Genomic DNA, 377 nt, shown 5'->3' on the forward strand with positions numbered 1-377 from the left:
CCGCGCGGCACGCCCGTGGGGGGCTACTGGCCGGGCACCGTCTGACGGCGGTCGTCCCCACTGCCGGTGTGGTGGACGACGCTGTGAGCTCCTCGCTCCCCCGGGAGCGGCTGGACGCCGGGCTGGGGCGGAAGGTGGCTGCCGGCTGGGAACTGCACGGGCTGACGAGGGATCACGCGCGTGCGCCGTCCGACGCACACCCGCCGAGCGCCGAGACGACCCCCCGGATCGGGGCGCGTGAGTTGACCGCACGGGGGGAAGCCTCCAGGAGCGCGCGGGGCAGCGGGTGGCCCGCGGGGCGGTAGCTCCGCTCGCGGGGGCGCCGGCGCTCGTCGTGTTCGGCGCCGATCTCGCCCTGGTCGGCGACGTCGCAGGGC

General features: G+C 77.7%; 1 protein-coding gene. It reads right to left on the reverse strand.

Translation table 11 applies throughout. The features are described from left to right. Positions 1–172: 172 nt before the first annotated feature. Positions 173–377, reverse strand: a 205-nt coding sequence (locus UK12_RS43910; protein WP_231591488.1) for a hypothetical protein, incomplete at its 5' end; no start/stop codon positions are given.

The organism is Saccharothrix sp. ST-888 (genome assembly GCF_000955975.1).
Lineage (GTDB): Bacteria > Actinomycetota > Actinomycetes > Streptomycetales > Streptomycetaceae > Kitasatospora.